This is a genomic window from Paenibacillus sp. Cedars (assembly GCF_003184205.1).
GTDB lineage: Bacteria > Bacillota > Bacilli > Paenibacillales > Paenibacillaceae > Paenibacillus_AQ > Paenibacillus_AQ glucanolyticus.
Genome location: NZ_CP020866.1, coordinates 2,715,895 through 2,732,169 on the forward strand (window position 1 = coordinate 2,715,895; position 16,275 = coordinate 2,732,169).

General features: G+C 41.8%; 16 protein-coding genes. 13 read left to right on the top strand and 3 right to left on the bottom strand.

Features of this window, described 5'->3' with window-relative positions; genetic code table 11:
* Positions 1 to 56: 56 nt before the first annotated feature.
* Positions 57 to 713, top strand: a complete 657-nt coding sequence (locus B9D94_RS14140; protein WP_040680715.1) for a hypothetical protein — start codon at positions 57 to 59, stop codon at positions 711 to 713.
* 234 nt (positions 714 to 947) lie between these two features.
* A complete protein-coding gene (locus B9D94_RS14145; RefSeq protein WP_148247301.1) occupies positions 948 to 1,208 on the top strand; it encodes a hypothetical protein in 261 nt (86 codons plus the stop codon).
* 1,651 nt (positions 1,209 to 2,859) lie between these two features.
* Here the strand turns inward: B9D94_RS14145 and B9D94_RS14150 are convergent.
* Entirely contained in the window at positions 2,860 to 3,996 is a 1,137-nt protein-coding gene (locus B9D94_RS14150; RefSeq protein ID WP_148247302.1) for an alpha/beta hydrolase, read from the bottom strand.
* A 112-nt stretch (positions 3,997 to 4,108) separates the two neighbouring features.
* A complete protein-coding gene (locus B9D94_RS14155; RefSeq protein WP_148247303.1) occupies positions 4,109 to 4,768 on the bottom strand; it encodes a TetR/AcrR family transcriptional regulator in 660 nt (219 codons plus the stop codon).
* Positions 4,769 to 5,096: 328 nt separating this feature from the next.
* Here B9D94_RS14155 and B9D94_RS14160 point away from each other — a divergent pair, with 328 nt between their 5' ends.
* The 8 genes from B9D94_RS14160 to B9D94_RS14195 all read left to right on the top strand — a co-directional run bounded on the left by B9D94_RS14160 (position 5,097) and on the right by B9D94_RS14195 (position 11,880).
* The gene (locus B9D94_RS14160; protein WP_006210687.1) at positions 5,097 to 5,366 is read left to right on the top strand and encodes a hypothetical protein; all 270 of its coding nucleotides are present in this window, start codon (positions 5,097 to 5,099) and stop codon (positions 5,364 to 5,366) included.
* A gap of 100 nt (positions 5,367 to 5,466) precedes the next feature.
* On the top strand, positions 5,467 to 6,162 hold the full coding sequence (locus tag B9D94_RS14165; RefSeq protein WP_006210688.1) for a response regulator transcription factor: 696 nt from the start codon (positions 5,467 to 5,469) through the stop codon (positions 6,160 to 6,162).
* Positions 6,152 to 7,300, top strand: coding sequence for a HAMP domain-containing sensor histidine kinase (locus B9D94_RS14170; RefSeq protein WP_006210689.1), 1,149 nt, complete (start codon positions 6,152 to 6,154; stop codon positions 7,298 to 7,300). The genes B9D94_RS14165 and B9D94_RS14170 overlap by 11 nt, the downstream gene beginning before the upstream one ends.
* Before the next feature lie 398 nt (positions 7,301 to 7,698).
* Positions 7,699 to 8,061: a RidA family protein gene (locus B9D94_RS14175; RefSeq protein ID WP_006210691.1), complete on the top strand. Its 363-nt coding sequence runs from the start codon at positions 7,699 to 7,701 to the stop codon at positions 8,059 to 8,061.
* A gap of 20 nt (positions 8,062 to 8,081) precedes the next feature.
* The gene (locus B9D94_RS14180; protein ID WP_148247304.1) at positions 8,082 to 9,599 is read left to right on the top strand and encodes a monooxygenase; all 1,518 of its coding nucleotides are present in this window, start codon (positions 8,082 to 8,084) and stop codon (positions 9,597 to 9,599) included.
* 65 nt (positions 9,600 to 9,664) lie between these two features.
* Positions 9,665 to 10,150, top strand: coding sequence for a MarR family transcriptional regulator (locus tag B9D94_RS14185; protein WP_006210693.1), 486 nt, complete (start codon positions 9,665 to 9,667; stop codon positions 10,148 to 10,150).
* Between the two features lie 55 nt (positions 10,151 to 10,205).
* Positions 10,206 to 10,391: a nitroreductase family protein gene (locus tag B9D94_RS14190; protein ID WP_063479573.1), complete on the top strand. Its 186-nt coding sequence runs from the start codon at positions 10,206 to 10,208 to the stop codon at positions 10,389 to 10,391.
* A 571-nt stretch (positions 10,392 to 10,962) separates the two neighbouring features.
* A complete protein-coding gene (locus B9D94_RS14195; protein ID WP_148248791.1) occupies positions 10,963 to 11,880 on the top strand; it encodes an alpha/beta hydrolase in 918 nt (305 codons plus the stop codon).
* A gap of 402 nt (positions 11,881 to 12,282) precedes the next feature.
* Here the strand turns inward: B9D94_RS14195 and B9D94_RS14200 are convergent, their stop codons facing one another.
* Complete coding sequence (locus B9D94_RS14200; protein ID WP_148247305.1) at positions 12,283 to 12,828, bottom strand: TetR/AcrR family transcriptional regulator; 546 nt, start codon at positions 12,826 to 12,828, stop codon at positions 12,283 to 12,285.
* A gap of 379 nt (positions 12,829 to 13,207) precedes the next feature.
* On the opposite strand from B9D94_RS14200, the gene B9D94_RS14210 reads away from it, so the two are divergent.
* The 3 genes from B9D94_RS14210 to B9D94_RS14220 all read left to right on the top strand — a co-directional run bounded on the left by B9D94_RS14210 (position 13,208) and on the right by B9D94_RS14220 (position 16,253).
* Positions 13,208 to 13,954: an SDR family oxidoreductase gene (locus B9D94_RS14210; protein WP_063479570.1), complete on the top strand. Its 747-nt coding sequence runs from the start codon at positions 13,208 to 13,210 to the stop codon at positions 13,952 to 13,954.
* Positions 13,955 to 14,416: 462 nt separating this feature from the next.
* Positions 14,417 to 15,220, top strand: coding sequence for a hypothetical protein (locus B9D94_RS14215; protein WP_148247306.1), 804 nt, complete (start codon positions 14,417 to 14,419; stop codon positions 15,218 to 15,220).
* Between the two features lie 322 nt (positions 15,221 to 15,542).
* On the top strand, positions 15,543 to 16,253 hold the full coding sequence (locus tag B9D94_RS14220) for a hypothetical protein (RefSeq protein ID WP_148247307.1): 711 nt from the start codon (positions 15,543 to 15,545) through the stop codon (positions 16,251 to 16,253).
* Positions 16,254 to 16,275: the final 22 nt, after the last annotated feature.

Genomic DNA, 16,275 nt, shown 5'->3' on the forward strand with positions numbered 1-16,275 from the left:
TCTGTTGAAAAATAGCGGTAATTTGTTCATTTAATAAACAAAAGGGAGGTGAGGAAGTGTTCACAGAGAGGAGTCGACGTAAAGCTGCGCGACGGGTCAAGGCCGGGAACGGACGTCCACTAAAGGACTTCCGCTGGTGGCAGCCGCTCTCCCGTGCCCTGTTCTACCTTCCGTTGACAAACGATGATGACCGACAAGTGGTCTTCGCCGTTGACGTCTCGTATTGGCAACAGTTTCTGGCGGATGATGGTAAGGGCAAGGCCCATCTATACCTCGATGGCAAACATCACGCCGAGTCCAAACTCCCTGCGGCCTTCCCCGTGGCTGGAGGAACAATCGAAGTAGCGTCTACAGTTTTCGGCCTCAAACGTTGCCACTACGTCACCGACGAGGGTGCCGTGCACCAGCTCATCCCGGACGAGAGTTCCGCCGAAGGGCGGCGCGCTCGTCTTGATCGCGAGCACCCGTCGTTGAGCCGATGGATCGGATTCATTTCGCTGATCATGCTCATCGTTCCTATGATTCTCGCCATTCCTCAGATCATCGATTCGCTCACTCATGTACCTCTGATAGCTCAGCACCTCGGGACCTTCAACTCGCCCATTGCTCTGCCGTTGTGGCTCAACATCGCGCTCGGTCTCTGCGCCGCAGCAGGCAGTGTGGAGCGCGCAACACGACTGCAATGGAACGCGTTGCTAGACGGTAGCTTTTAGTAGGTAGCTGCCCATGCGATTCAATTTATCTATATACCGTGGCATGCTTCAAGTCTCAACCGGATCGAATTTTACATTAAATATTTTGTAGAAGAGCCTAGAGCTGATTTATATCGTAATGGCAAGCATATTGTTTATTCTAAGCTTCCAGCTACTTTCCTAATCGAATTTTTAAAATAACTTAAACGAAATAAAAGGGCTATCTAATGGATCATTCATGCGCAGCATTGTAACTTGAAGTTGCTAATTAAAGCAGCTCCAGAAGAAACATGTGATTATGATGAAATTGATCCTATTAATCAGCATCGATACCTTTCTAGTCGTTTCCAAAATGATTTGTTGCGTGTCTGTTCCGCTGCTTTCCAAAAAGTAGAAGATGGATTACTCAAATGTATATTGCTTGATTATAGACATTGTATTTCTCAGCTGAAAGAGCTCAAAAAAGCGGATAAGTTTGCTGATCTCCCCATCATATGTCCCTATGCATATGCTTAAGTTTACTGGAGAAAGTCTCTGCTAAAGGAAGAATATTTCAACAGTGATAATCTGTGCAGAACGATGGAGCATAGCTATTTTTATAGATCACCATTAATTATAAGGGATCTTTTGAAGTACTTTGCAGACCAAATTGTCAGACATCAAATGAGTGTATCGGGAGGTACTAAGCAAGGAAGCACTCCAATCTATGTTTTCATTTACACCTCAGAAAATTGCAATGTTAGTCATGAGTAAACCAGATGATGAGAATATACAACTCCAAAAATCGGTTGATCTATATGTTAAAAGATTGAATTTTTAAAACCCGTTGATGATTAATTCCAACGTTTTTTTATTTTTATTAAAACGATGATGGAAGAAATCTAAGAAGGGAAAAGGGCAAATTACGCAAAGGGTACAAGTTCTTGTCCTTTAACGTAACGGTACACGTTCTTGTCCTTCGACAGATTTGTCGGGGGACAAGGACATTTTCCTATTAAGTGTCGCTATTCTAGCGGCTACTTTTTATCGGTAGAAGTTCTTGTCCCGATTTGAGGACAAGAACTTCTACCGATTGCCGAAAAGGACAAGAACATGCCCGATTACCGATTACATAAATATCTGATTAAAAAATAGAGCTATTTCATTAAGCTAGGGGCAGATAGTTGAATCAAACAAGAGTAAAATTTCCCAACCGGTTTACTTTTGTTTGGGGAAAGGCCGCAACTGTCCGCAATGCGAATAATCGAGCCTGAGCCTGTATTTAGTGATATGAAGAACAACCGAAGAGGTTCATTCTTCGAAGCTTCTTAAAGTAAGTTTGGGGTTCGGGTGGCTTTCTCTTGCCCACAATCTAATTAAGAAAGACGCTGTCGACGCCAAAAACCAAGGAGCTAAGCGAGAATAAATCGCTTGGCTCTTTTGAATACCATGCTATTTTATTGCTGAGAGTATCCGAAACTTTGCTTTTGGGACACTCCTTTTTTAAACAGAGAGGTCAGGAAAGGGGGGGAATTCTACATAATTTCCTTAGGAAAGGCTTCAAGCGCAATAAGAAAATTAGAGCACAAAAATTCAAAGCTAGACAGGTATGCATATTCTATCTTACTAGATAAAAAAGAATCATCTTAGATTGAGGCAGAAAGAAATATAGAACATAACCTCAAGATAAAAACTAACGATTCTCCGATCTTTCTTACTTAAGTAATTGTTAATTATCAAATATATGAAGCGAGACAAAAAGGTTACGATGAATGAATCCGATGAATCGGGCCAACCGGGGCGGACCATTCGTGCCGCTTTAATTCAGGAGGGACGGGATGTCCTTTAAGCACAACTGGTATCATTCGAGCACCCAATTTGAGTTCATAAGGATTGACTAACTTAATCCAGGCAGAAGACTTGAACCTCTTCTTATCCGTTGCGACATGTTCGATATGACTCACCTTGTAAGTAATTCCTCCGCCGTAATCTCAATGTCTGTTCTAGAATCCAGCCAATTTCTAACATCTTCAAGTGTGTTTTACAACGGTGAAAACACCGCTTATCATCTCAAATAGAAAACAATGTCTGAAATATGAGAGAGCCGCTAACCGCGTAATAGGGTTATCGGCTCTGTGTCTGTACGGCTAGCTCTTTGACATGCGTTGTCAGCAGCCTCTCGATTATGTCACTTGTTGCTGGTCTTCTTGATCAAGTCTACGCCATCGTATGCCAGACTTTCCACACTTGCCGCCTTCTGCAGGATGTAATGATTAAAAAAGTTCTTCGTGTAGTCTGTAACAAGATTTCGCATCTCCATAGCATCCCGTTCGCCTCTGATTTCCTCATTAACACTGGTAAACACGATGTCGCAGTAATCTAAATGCGCAGCACGATCAACAGAGAAATAATAGGTTTCCATGCTATTGTTAGCGCCAATTATCGCATTCATGTTATAGTTAGGTTCACAAAACAGTAGCAAGAAGGGTTTCTTAAGGTCGCTGTCGAGAAGGCCGAACGCACCGCTATCGAGGCCAATCCCACAGGCGAACCGGTCGTCGTCCCGGCAAACAATCGCCGTCGTAAGCCCTCCATAAGAATGTCCGACGATGCCCATGCCGATGTCAAGCAACAATCTGCCCTTAAAGATGGAATTCAGCTCTCCAGAGTCCAGTTTGTAAAGATAATCGGCTAAATACCTTACATCTTCTGCCTGTAATTCACTATACTCTGTTAACTTGGCAAGTATCGGCAGTGTAAGCACGTTATGGCACATCTCTATGGCAGTTTCATCGTCAGGCCGCATCTCCATCTCACCAGCCAACGCCAGCATCTCCGGATCTTCAGAAAACGCTGTAATGACATCCGAAAAATCCTTTGATACATTAAACAGGCGCCCATCTTTACGCTTATACATCGTGCTATTCTGATGGCCGATACTAACCACGACATATCCCATGCTTGCCAAGTCTGTACAGATCACTGTACCCCATTCTGGAGAACCGCCCCCGCCGCAAACATAGAATAACACCGGATAGCGCTTTTTCTTCCCGGAGAGAGCAAGGTCGTCGTAACACTGGGTCTTGATATCTATAGAGAAGACATCCTTCAACGCTGTGACAAGTGGCTGCTCATTAAGCATCTCGTAGACTTCAGGAAACATGTACATTGATGTAGTCTTACCTTCGCTACTGTCGGACGGATAGTACACAAACGCCGTCAGTTCTCTTTTTGAGTGATCTGATGCCGTGTACTCAAAATCCATCTGGGTTCGACCGACAGTATAGCTGCCAATTGGTTCTGGAAATGCGTCATACGTTTTCATTTTCTTGTTCCCCCTTAATTAATATAAGTGGTGAATGTGAAATACATACATTGCGCTATAAGCGCTTTTCAAAACTGTGAAACGATTACATCCTGTCTTCAGTGAATCATATCTACTCCTTGGCTTTCTTGAGATCGCTAACAATTTCAGCATATTTATGATCTTCTAGCAGCCCATGACTCATAAAGTCAGTAAAGTACTTGCTAATCTTATTTTGCAGCGTAGAGTCCTTAATATTGAACTCCCTATAAAACATGACTAAATTAAACTGCATTGACTCAAACATAAAAGAAATCAGGTCGTCGTCAAGATCAGGTCGGAGATATCCATCAACTCTCATTCGGCGTAAAATGTCCTTGATCAAGGGGAATGACTCGCCCTTTAGCACATTCAGATATACTTTAAGTAAAACATTCTCAGGAATGTATAAAAATGTTTCAGTGAGTTTGATTTCCAGCTCATTCAATGGCTCAGTCACAGTGTCATTAACGTTACCAAATAAGCCAGTAAGGAAAAACCGGTAAAGGGAATCTTCATTACTGTTATTAAAATACGCAGCTCTTTTCTGGGTCACATTACGTATTAAGAGACAATAAAGGTCATCTTTGTCTTCAAAATACCGATAAAATGTTCCGGGGTGCATGGACAAACTATCCAAAACCATCTTCATAGTTATATCCTCGTAAAGATGATCAACAAAAAGATGCATAGCGCTATTAGATATTTCCTCGCGCCTTGCTTCATCTAAACGAAAGAAAGTATTTTTTGGCATAGATTACTCCTTAATGTGAAGTGTGAATTGATTCACACTATACCGATAATCTATTCACATGTCAAGTAGTATTAAAATACTAATATCATTATAAAAGATTAACATCATTGCATAGAACATTATCGGGTACTTGAAAAAAACTCGACATGTGGTCGAATGCGAGGCAAACAGTCGGCGATGGACGATATTATCTTGATCTGTAAATAAAGAAAAGACGACAATGTGGAAGGGGAGTCGTCTTTTTGAACTAACCGTAATCTAACTTTCCATTCTTTATACTAAGGTAGCAGTTGCAAGATAACTCATATTAAACAAGGAGGAACTAAGAATGAGTTTCAAAAAATCTACAGTCGGTTTGTTGGTATTAGCTTTAATGTCAGTGACATCGATAACAGCTTTTGCAGCCAATGAGGTAACCAAGAAATTATATCCTGCTGCTCGTCCGCCGGGTATAACCAGTGACATCGAAGGAGCTCAGCAGGATAGAAGTGTGGATGAGAATGGACCCACTTCAGTTGAAGCTGTTCCACCATTGCCACCCATTGAAGATGGACCCGTTTCAGTCCAAGCCGTTCCACCATTGCCGCCCATCCAATAATTAACTGTAACTGCACATAATCTTGTAACTGTACAGCCAATAGTCGTACAATTCATTTGTGCGGCTATTGCATTGTTTGGTTTGTTGAGGAGGAAACTTCATGAAATTGCTGCTTGTAGAAGATGAAACTGCACTTCGAAATATCATAGCAAAGGGCTTGAGAAGATGTAATTACTCTGTGGATTTAGCTGCTGATGGTGAGGAAGCTTTGGAATTTTATGAGGTTTATGACTATGACTTGATTGTGCTTGACCTGAACCTTCCTAAAATCGATGGTATCGAAGTGTTAAGACGAGTTCGGTCGAACAATAATGAAATTAAGATCCTGATTTTGTCTGCTCGCACTGAAATAGAAGATATAATTAAGGGGCTTGACGATGGAGCCAACGATTACTTGGTGAAACCATTTGATTTTAATGAGCTGGAGGCAAGAATTCGCTCTCTGCTAAGGCGTTCTTTTATTCAAAATGATGTTGTATTGACACTTGGAGATATGAAGGTCAATACAGCGCAAAAATTTGCGGCTATTTATGACATCAAATTCGATTTAACCAAAAAAGAGTATTCTATATTAGAATATCTTATGTTCAATAAAAATAAAGTCATTAGCCCAGAGCAATTGATAGAGCATGTCTGGGATAGCGAAGTGGATTCATTTTCAAACTCATTGAAATACCACATCTATTCATTGAAGAAAAAAATACGTGCTGTCTCAGCTAACGACGAATTCATTAAAAATATCCGTGGTCAAGGATATATAATTTCCGAAAGCAAGGTTGATGGAAATGTTAAATAAGTTATCTTTGCAAATCAAACTAACGCTGCTCACAGGTTGTATTATTATTTTGGTCACCACTTGTTTAACAGGGATTTCAATCGGTAATTTTGGGTACAGTTTTTCTATTGCGCCTATTCCTGCATTAAGTGTAACCCCAGTCGGTGGCAAAGATATCAATGGAAGTCTAAATGAAAAAGCACCATCCCATGATGGCCGCATGGCAGCATTAGAAAAGGCAAAACAAGATTTCGCTGCTCGTAGTATAATTTGGATGATGCTCATAATGATTATAGGTATCGGAATGGTTTATTTTATTTTAGGCAAGGCTCTTAAACCAATGACCACTTTAAATACGATGATTAAGGGAATTAATGAGCATAATCTTTCGACCAAAATTATTATTAGCTCAAAAGACGAGGTAGGAAGCCTTGCCGAATCCTTTAACATTATGCTGGATAGATTAAATCGCTCATTCGAAAATCAAAAGCAATTCGCAGCCAATGCAGCCCATGAGCTTAAGACACCACTAACTACGATAAAGGCTGGAATTCAAGTTTTAAAAATGGATGAAGCGCCATCAGTAAACGATTATAAAGAAAATATCGATATTACAGAACAAAGTACAGAAAGACTTATAAAAGTAGTAGATGATTTATTAAATCTTAACTCAACCAAGAATGAACATTTTGCAGATGAAATAGCTCTACAAGAAGTAATAGAGGATATTTTAAATGAATTGAGCATATTTATTGATGAAAGAAACATAGCAGTGTCTTTTGAAAATTGTGAACATACATTCATTGGAAATAAAAGTCTCATACATAGAGCCCTGTACAACTTAATTGAAAATGCAGTCAAATACAACGGGTCGGGTGGAAGGATACAAATAAATTCAGAAATGATTGAGACGGTGATACTAATCCATATATCCGATACGGGTATGGGCATTGCAGATGATGAATTGCCGAATATATTCGAACCCTTTTATCGTGTAGATAAGTCTCGCTCTCGTGAGATTGCCGGCTCGGGGCTTGGGTTAGCCATTGTCAAATCCATAGTTGAGAAACATAAGGGTCAGGTAAGCGTCCGTAGTGAGCAAGGTGTAGGTACAACTTTTAGTTTACAGTTTTCTAGTAATGATTCGGATTTGGGATAAAACAATCTCTAAATGCGGTCGCTCATTGTTGAGCGAACTTCGTTAGAGGTTTTTCTTTGATGTTGTACAAATATGGAGCAGCCATCATCTACGGGTATTTTGAACTACGTGCTGAAAAGCGTGGGCCTCTTTGGCTTTCGGCGTTATGGTCGTCCAGATCCCGATCGGAATGTATTCCGTCGGGCCCATCGGGGGATTGTATTCAGTTCTTTCGCTCTGGATTTCGTCCGTTATCATTAACCAAAACAAGGAAAAAATTGCGGTAAGCATGAAGGAAACATTAGTTGTGAAACAAAATCTTCTGTGATACGATAAAATATATTGTTTTGCGCGAAACAATAAATATAAACAAAAGGTGGAGTGGAGCATGCAAAAAATCAATCCCGGCACGCTAACGGATGTCGTTACCGGTCTCGCAAATCGTCGTCACATCCCCGGCGAAACTGGCTTTTATCTCCGGCCAGGTGGCCTTGAATGCCGAGGGAGAGCTGATTGGGCCTAATGATTACGGGCAAGTATTTATGAATCTGAAGCTGACCATCGAAGCTGCGGGCGGCAGCGCTGAGCATGTCACCCAAATGAGGATTCATGTGGTGAACCACGGGCCGGAATTGGCAAATATCGTTTTTCAAGCGGGAGCCGAGGTATTCGGTTCCGAATGGCCTTTGACCGCAAGTACGTTTCTGGGGGTTCAGGCAATTGCTTTCCCGGAGTGGCTCATTGAAGTCGACGCGATTGTCGCACTTCCGCAGCAAAACTAAAGACGAGGAGGGGGACGAACATGAATTACGAAGTCATTATTGTCGGAGGCGGACCGGTCGGGATGCTGCTTGCAGCCGAGCTCGCGCTCGCCGAAGTCAACGTATGTGTCCTTGAACGTTTGAAAGAGACGACGCCGTATTCCCGGGCGTTGACGCTTCATCCCCGAAGTCTAGAGATTCTGGATATGCGGGGCTTGAAGCCGAAACTGCTGGAGACGGGGAAGCCGATCTCCACCGGACATTTCGCGGCGCTGGATACTCGCCTGAATTTCTCCAAGTTGGATTCCTCATCCAATTATACGCTCTTCATTCCCCAACATGATACTGAGAAGGTGCTGGAGGATTGGGCGCGAGAACTGGGAGTGGGCATTCATCGAGAAACCGAGGTTAAATCTATTAGTCAGGATGAACATGGTGTAGAAGTGACAGCGGTGGGACCGGAAGGAAAGCTCGTACTGACAGCGGACTATTTGGTCGGTGCCGACGGGGCCGGAAGCATCGTACGGAAGCACGCTGGCATTCCGTTTGTCGGTACAAGCGAGACGATTACGGCCATACTTGGAGATGTGGTTCTGACCGAGCTATCCGAGCCGAGCATTTTTTCGCAGTTCAACGAACAGGGCCAGATCATGGTTGTACCCTTGAAGAACGGCTTGCATCGGATAGTGGCAATCGATCCCGAGCGGGTCCATGTCCCCAAGTCGGAACCGGTTACGCTGGAGGAACTGCGTTCGGCCATGGTGCATATGTTGGGAAGCGATCTGGGGATTTCCGACCCTTACTGGCTGTCCCGCTACGGGAATGCGACGCGTCAGGCGGAGCGTTATCGGGAAGGGCGAATCTTCCTCGCAGGCGATGCGGCGCATATTCATTTTCCCGCTGGCGGACAAGGGCTGAACGTCGGCTTGCAGGAAGCGATGAATTTGGGCTGGAAGCTGGCTGCCGAGCTGAAAGGGCGCGCTCCCGAATGGCTGCTCAACAGTTACCAATCGGAACGGTTTCCGATCAATACGGCGCTGCTGCGTAATACCGAAGTGCAAACCTTCCTGATGGGCTCTGCGTTCACTTCGGACATGCTCAATATGCGCTGCATGCTCTCCGATCTGCTTCTTGTCCCGGAGGCTAATTATAAATTGGCGAGCCAAATTTCCGCCTTCAACATTCAGTATGCATCCGCCGAAGACGATCTGCCGCACGAGCTCAACGGACGCCGGCTACCGGAGCTGAAGCTGTCTTCGGCGGATGGAGCGCTTCGGAATACCAATGCCTATGAGCTGTTTCGCACCGGCTCTTACGTGCTGCTTCATTTCGCCGAAGACGATCGGATAAGAGATGTGGTCGAAGCAGCGGGGGCAAAGTGTATTCGCCTCGTATGCGCTTCGCTAGAATTGGAAGCGCCGGACTGGAGCGATGTCCATACAGTCCTTGTTCGCCCGGATGGATACGTCGCTTGGGCGGTCTCACGATCGGAATCGAACCCGATGAACGTCATCGCGACAGGAATCAGCCGCTGGTGCATTCATCCATCTATCCGATAAAATGGTTTTGCGAAAAACAATTATTGTATAATAGGAGGGATACGATAAAGGAGGCATAATAGCTTATGCAGAACAAAGAACTCTCGAAGCAGTGGGTATACACCCTGTTCCTTCAATTGCTCACTCAGCATGACAGGAGAGATAACCAATTTGCCATACGGTTCGACGAAGAATTAAATAGTGTCGAGGCGGAACTGGGCATGAAGCTTAATTTGAACCTGTCAGAGATTCATCTGATCGCCAATATAGGAAGCGGAGACTCGCTTAACGTCACCGCGCTCTCGGAAAAAACAGGGTTGACAAAGGGCTCCATCACAAGAGTGAGCAAAAAATTGCTGAAGCTGGATTTGATTCGGCGGCAGCAGTTTTCCGATAACAAAAAGGAAGTGTATTTCACCTTAACGGAAAATGGAGAACGGCTCTGTCGCATTCATGACCGGCTTCATCAGGAGATCGAGATGCGCTTCAAAAAGTTTCTTGAGAAGTATACGCCGGAGCAACTGGCCTTCGCACGGGAATTTCTGCAAGACTTGCTGAATTGGGACTACTGATTGCATGGCATGAGCGGGACTCCGGCTATCTTGCAATGAGAGGAGTGTGAACGTCATGAGCGTCGCTAAGACGATTCGTGATAGAAGAAGCATCCGTACATTTAATCGGACGCCAGTGTCGAGGGAATTGGTCTTTCAATTGTTGAATGACGCGGTATGGGCGCCGAATCACGGCCTTCGCGAGCCTTGGCGGTTCGTCTATGTTGAGAATGAGAGCGGCAAGGAGCGTAGGCCGATCTGATCATGTCGGCTTCCGGCAGCCACAAGTGTCTGTGGACAAGAACATAGTTCCATTGAAAGTCGCTATTTTAGCGGCTTTTTTGTTTTATCGGTACAAGTTCTTGTCCCGAGCCAATGACAAGAACTTGTACCGATTGCCGTAATATCTAACGGATTGAAACTCGGAGACAATTTGTTGACAATTTGTTCAATAAATGATGATATCTCTGGACTATATTAAATATATGAAACTAAAAATTGATTTTCGTATTGTTTTGGAGAAGAAAAATGGAAGTACACGGAGGTACAAAAAATGAAGAAAAAAATATTCCAATCGTTTTGGTTTCAGTAGTAACGCTTTTAACAGGGCTCGCTCTAGGAGGATACTCATCAGATCAATCGATTTCTTCGTCAAATGAAAAGATGTTCATTCCCAGACTCTAGAACGTGTAGAGTGACGAAGCTGGAAAACAAGGCAAGTGACAAAGGCAGAGGATTCCAAGAAAAAAAACAATCAAAGCCATACGTTAATTCAAAGTGATAATAGAACACTTTGTTGTAAATTCAGTGAAAGTTGGAGGTATAGAAAATCAATGAACGTACCTTTTAAAGGAATAAAAATGATATTTGTATTGCTCATTTTGTTAGTAACCATTACAGGATGCTCCGCAAAAATGCCTGTATCGTCAAATGAAGATCATTCTTCAACGAATCTACCTCAAAATACATCCCCCACAATCGAGACAAGGAATGAAACACCCGAAGTGACAAACATACCATCAAACCCACCGGTTGAGTATGATCCTGCCTGGCCGGACCGTACGGTGAAGTCTTCTAACGGGCATCTTGTGAATAGTTGTGTTCCTGATGAGCTGCGCGATAAAGCAACTACATTGACAACCAGCGATGGGGTGTATCTGTCGGCACTTGTGCTTGGTAGCGGAGATAAAGGAGTCCTGCTTGCACACGAGCAAGGCTATAACATTTGCTCTTTTCTTGACATGGGAAATGAATTGGCTGAGAGTGGATATCTGGTTGTTATTCCTGAATATCGTAATCACGGTGCCTCACAGGATATTCAAGAGGATATTCAACATATAGATCGTGATGCAGATGCAGCCTTAAGCGAACTCAAACGATTGGGTGCAAAGAAAGTATTTTTGGCAGGAGCATCATGTGGCGGTAGTACAGCAATCATTTCAGGCGTTCGTCAAGAGCTGCCTATTGAGGGGCTAATTATTCTTTCTTCTCCTGCACAATGCGGGCCCCATGATGCAATTCCAAGTGTCAAAAAGATTAAAGCGCCATCCTTGTTTGTTTTTTCACCAGGTGATTATGGAGGCTCAATTGAAAAAGAAGTGCGCAAATTATATCAAGCATCCGGAGCAACTGATAAAGAGCTAATTGTGGATGAGAGTGGTTATCATGGAACAGATATGTATCATAAGGGAGAGCACGGTGATGCATTAAAGTCCAAGCTCATTGACTTTGTTAAAAAGAAATTTAATTAAAGTAAACTCAATATGAGGGTGTTTAATCTGAGGAGTCCGTGTTGGTCGGGCATTTTCTCTTGTATCCTAATTGATTTTTGCATTTTTGATATTCATAGAAAATGTAATCGAAAAAGAAACGAAGCAAGTATTTCAATAGTTCATCAAGTTTTGCTAATATTTCAGTACGTTACACTGGGGAATAATTCTTATGGGAATGTTATTTATTATTTTTGATTTTTTAAATGAGACTAATTATCAAAATTATCATTTAAGTAAGTATGCCGCTGTGAGTGTAGAATGGTATGACTCCAAAAAGTTAGACACAATATTGTTAGGAGCTGCTTTGTCTTATTTTATCTGTTTCAGCGCCTCTGACCGAGCTAAGTCGGTCAGAGGCGCACTACTACAACCAGACTAAAATCATAGATTCCTCTCTAACAATGTTCCCAGTTGTTCAGCAAGTTTATCATGTGTAACTGGTTTATCATTAGTAAACCACCACTCAATAATCCCTACTTGGGCAGAAGCCACGAATCTGACGAGGATTTCTTCCTCAATTCCTTCATTTTTGCCTTTGGTTATATCTACGTCTTTTCTAAATTCTTCGATCAGAAAGTCAAGGAATCGTTTACGGAAAAAGGGTGCCCCTCTACTGGCTAACATCATCGAAAAAAATGAATAGTTTTTTTCGAAATACTCTGTCCAAATCATGGTTCCTTCTACATAATCCATTTCGGCTGCTTCTTTACAGAATTCTCTAAGTTCGTCAATATGCGATTCGATGAGTTTATCCAACAAGTCATATTTATCTAAATAATGTAGATAAATCGTTCCCCGACTTAAATTTGCTGTGTCGGAAATTTCCTGTATCGTAATATCATCGAAATTTTTTTTAGACATCAATTCAATTACAGCTTTTTTAAGCGCTTCTTGTGTTTTAAGTATTCTACGGTCCACTTTAGGCATGGAGAGTCACCAAACTTTCTGAAGATAATATACAATTCGCAGGTAGTTGTTCACTAATTAACAAATCGCGTTAATCTAACAATTGCATGGTTGTTGTATCAGTTTATAATTATAGACACAAGCCCATTAATTTAACAAGTTTCATTATCGTCACTCCGTTCATCTTTGGGCGGATAAAGGAGATGGGATACATTTTAGGGAGCTGGGAACCTAACCGACTTATCGTTGGCGTTTCGGAAGAAGAACTGATCGGAGTCAATACACATCTTGCTTTCTATACAGACAGGATGGCCGAAGGCTTTGTCTGCCATCCAGGTTGCAAAGGAACTGTTTGCAAAAGAAGAATAACATTCATCAGACCGAAAGGATGTATACGTACATGTCGAATATTCAGAATAAAATTGTTATTATTACAGGCGCATCTAGCGGGATAGGGGAAGCGACAGCAAAAGAGCTGGCTTCTAAAGGGGCAAAGCTTGTGCTGGCAGCTCGTCGCGAAGATCGTCTAAAAAGCCTGCAAGAAGAAGTTCAAAAAAACGGCGGTCAAGCGGTCTACAAAGTCACGGACGTGACTTCCCATGAACAAATGGAAGAATTGGCTGCATATGCGCTTAAAGAATTTGGACAAATTGATGTTTTGGTCAATAATGCCGGAATTATGCCGCAAGCCTTTCTGTTCAAGAAAAAAATTGAAGAATGGGATCAGATGATCGACGTTAATATTAGAGGTGTTCTGTACGCTATCGGCGCAGTTCTTCCTTCGATGAGAGAACGCAAATCCGGCCATATCATCAATCTTTCTTCCGTTGCTGGACATAATATTTATCCGGGCGGAACGGTGTACTGCGGTACAAAACATGCGGTAAGAGCCATTTCGGAAGGGCTGCGTCAAGAGGAAGCCATGAGCGGTACGAATATCCGGGTAACCAATATTTCTCCAGGAGCGGTCAGCAGCGAACTGTTGGAAACAACTTCGGATACAGAAATGAAAGCTGGCTTGGATGATTTTTATCAAGTCGCTATCGATGCTCCTAATATTGCGCGTACAATCGCGTTTGCCATCGAACAACCGGCAGATGTAGCAATTAACGAAATGATTGTCCGTCCAACTGCACAAGTGGGATAATATAATTTGGTCATCTGCCCCGGCTATTTATAACTGGGGCAGTATCTATTTATGGAGGTTTTTTATGATGCGTTCTTTTAGAGCAGGTGGGTGTCGAGGGGAAAGAGGTGGCAGCTTTTTGGACGGACAGCGGAAATCCAGGAAACTATGCTACTGATTTTGAGGTGTCGGGGGACAAGAACGTAGTCCCATTGAGAGTCGCTATTTTAGCGGCTTTTTTGTTTTATCGGTACAAGTTTTTGTCCTGAGCCAAAGACAAGAACTTGTACCGATTGCCGATTAGACAAGTATCTAACTATATTTCCATGTTCATTGCAATATTATATTTAGATTTTGTATTACTCGAACGCACTTTTCTTGATACAAACCCAAAAGCTAGTTCCTTGGGAGACCAGGAAAAGGAAAAAAATAATTACAAGTCGAAATATAATCGAATACTACATAAAAAGGACTGACATTCATATGAAATTGATTCGAAGGGGTAATTATGAACTACCCAAAACACTGATTATGCTCAGTGAATTGGAAGAAGAAATTAGAGAAGAAAGAGGTGAAGAATTTGCGGACTTAGTGGGGCTAAGCTTTTCCTATTCTCCCGAAGAAAATGATTTCTTTACATATGCAAATGCGCCTATTGATATGGTGTTATTGACGTTCACAAGAGTAGACAGCTACTGCGGATTTATTACAGAATTTAGCACGATAGAAGATCTTGAATACGCCCCAATTGCAATTTTCGAACGACTGGGATTTTGTGATTCCGATTACAGTGCTAAAATTATTGCCAATAACATACGAGATTTTCTAAGATTGCTGATCACGGTTAAAAACATATTCAGCCTCGATCAGGAAGACGATGAAAAGCATGAAGACCAGACCCCTGAGGAAGAGTACTTCTATAGAAAAATCATGGAGAAATTCGATTTAGAGCCATTCGAAAGTGTTCAACAATATAAGCAAGAAATAATGGAAAGTCGAGCACGAGAAGTTGCGATTATGACTAATAATGGATTCGGCGTTATGCCAATTAGTGATGAAGGTTCCCACAAAATCTTTGAACTTAATGAGGAATGGGACAATCCAATAGATGAAATTAAACGTTTTTTTGAAGATGCAAGTTTGGAAAGCAAACTTGCATGTATTCGTAATCTTCAGGAACATTTCTCACTTGAGCATGGAGTTGACCTACTAGACTTTTTGATTGATGAAATGACAAAACTGGGATTTGCCAATGAAGTTAAGAAGTTAAGTTCATTGACTTTGTAGTGTACCGCAAACTGCTTTGGGGTACGTTGCGAGGGACAAAAACATGGTTTTACGCATGCTAACGCACCGAGACATCAACTCAGATCCGGACATGATATATTAAGGTGAAAGGAAACGTACTGATAATAAAATCACTATATAAAGAACCTCAAACTGTTTGGGACAATGTAAAGGATTTCTTTTCGGCTGATTATTATCCCTAATGGGGTACCATTGCCTAATAATATGCCTCATCTAGGTGAAAAGAATAGTGGAGGTACCTGGTTACCGATCCCTAGGAGAGGAATACCTTTTATGCCATTACGTTAAAAGGAGAAAATGTATGAATATTACTAAGTGTATTGAAGATATTTTATTAGATAGGTTCACCCAGTTTGGGTTTAATTATGAGAAATCAGATACTGGTTGGACTTATATAAGGGAGTTTGGCGGAGTAAAGGAGTTCATCGAAATTGAAAAAAGCAATTGGTATGAAAATGCCATAAGTTGTGAGTATCGAAAGGGTACTTCTACTAGAAATACTATTGCCTTTTTGAGAGATCGTATAGAACAGGTGCATGTTTTTTCAGATGAATCTACTTTAAAAGAAGAATTGAAATTGATAGTAGATATAACAGAAAAGTATGCTTTAAAATGGTTTGAACAAATAAAAGTTAAGAAAAAAGACCTGCCCGATAACTTTCTTAAAGAGGAGTGGGCTCCATTACTTCAGTCATTTATCAGAAAAAATAGTATTAAATTTGATAATATTGAATCCATTTTGATCTTAGACAAGATGCTAAAAAAAGAAGTTTCAAAAGAGGAGATATACTCAATAAGCTATTGTTTCGGGGAGATTATAAAACAAAATTTTGGTGCGGAATGGGATTATAGTCCAGAAGATGGACCATTTATTAATAACATTGCAGGCTCAGAGAAGATAGCTCTCAAACCATTTGTTCTTGTTACTAAAATAGTAATGAATCCCGATGTCCTTAGTTTAGAGTATTTCTTTATAAATATTAAAAGCGCGGTTGATGGTATCAAGAATTAATCCATGTGCACGCAAATATAGG